The sequence below is a fragment of the Holdemania filiformis DSM 12042 genome (assembly GCF_000157995.1).
Classification (GTDB): Bacteria; Bacillota_I; Bacilli_A; order Erysipelotrichales; family Erysipelotrichaceae; genus Holdemania; species Holdemania filiformis.
In genome coordinates, this window is sequence record NZ_GG657567.1 from 1 (window position 1) to 774 (window position 774).

Here is a 774-nt window from a genome sequence, read left to right on the forward strand (position 1 = left end):
CGATCGACTTTTTAACGGGCGTTGTGTTCGCGCTGGACGGAACGATTCAGAAGATCGGCCACAACGTCATTTTGTGCACGCCGAAGTCCATTGCCGTTCATGGGGAAATTACCCTGGACAGCAATGAAGAATAGTGCGGACCCCGCATTTTTCGGAGTCGGACGAAGCCGCGCTGCAGGCCCGGCTGGAAGACTGGATTGATCAGTGCAGGACGCGCCGCAAGCCGGTGCGCTCCTGTTTTCTTTCGCCTTCCCAACAGGAAGCGCTAAAACCATTTCTGCCGTGGGATCTGGCGTACCGCTGGGACGGCGGCTGTGCGGAGGCGGAGCGGAAAAAGCTGATCCTGGCTCCGGAGGAAGACGCGTGCGTCAGCGACATCGTCTGTTTGACCGCGCGGATTTCGGATAAATTTGTGCAGGTAAAGCATCCCGATGTTTTAGGCGCGCTGATGAACCTGGATCTCGACCGCTCGCAATTTGGGGATCTGTGGGTTGAGCCGGGCCGGATTGTGATCTACACCAGCGAAGAGCTGGCAGATTACGTCTGTATGAACCTGACGCGGATTCATAAGCTGTCGATCCGTCTGGAACGCTCGTCGATGATGTATGAGCCGGTCGTAAAGAAGCAGGCGCTGACGGTGATCGTCACGGCGCTGCGGCTGGACTGCGTGATTGCGGGATTATGCCGGATGTCACGGGCGAAGGCGCAGGATTGGATCCGGGCGCAGAGAGTGTCGGTGAATCACAAAATTCTTGATGAATGCGACTTTCTGTG

General features: G+C 56.8%; 2 protein-coding genes. Both read left to right on the forward strand.

Going from position 1 to position 774, the window contains the following annotated elements; genetic code table 11:
- Positions 1–134, forward strand: a 134-nt coding sequence (gene sepF, locus HOLDEFILI_RS19045) for a cell division protein SepF (protein WP_006061381.1), incomplete at its 5' end; no start/stop codon positions are given.
- A partial coding sequence (locus tag HOLDEFILI_RS17990) for a YlmH/Sll1252 family protein (RefSeq protein WP_006061382.1) occupies positions 134–774 on the forward strand: 641 nt, incomplete at its 3' end. The genes sepF and HOLDEFILI_RS17990, both read left to right, overlap by 1 nt.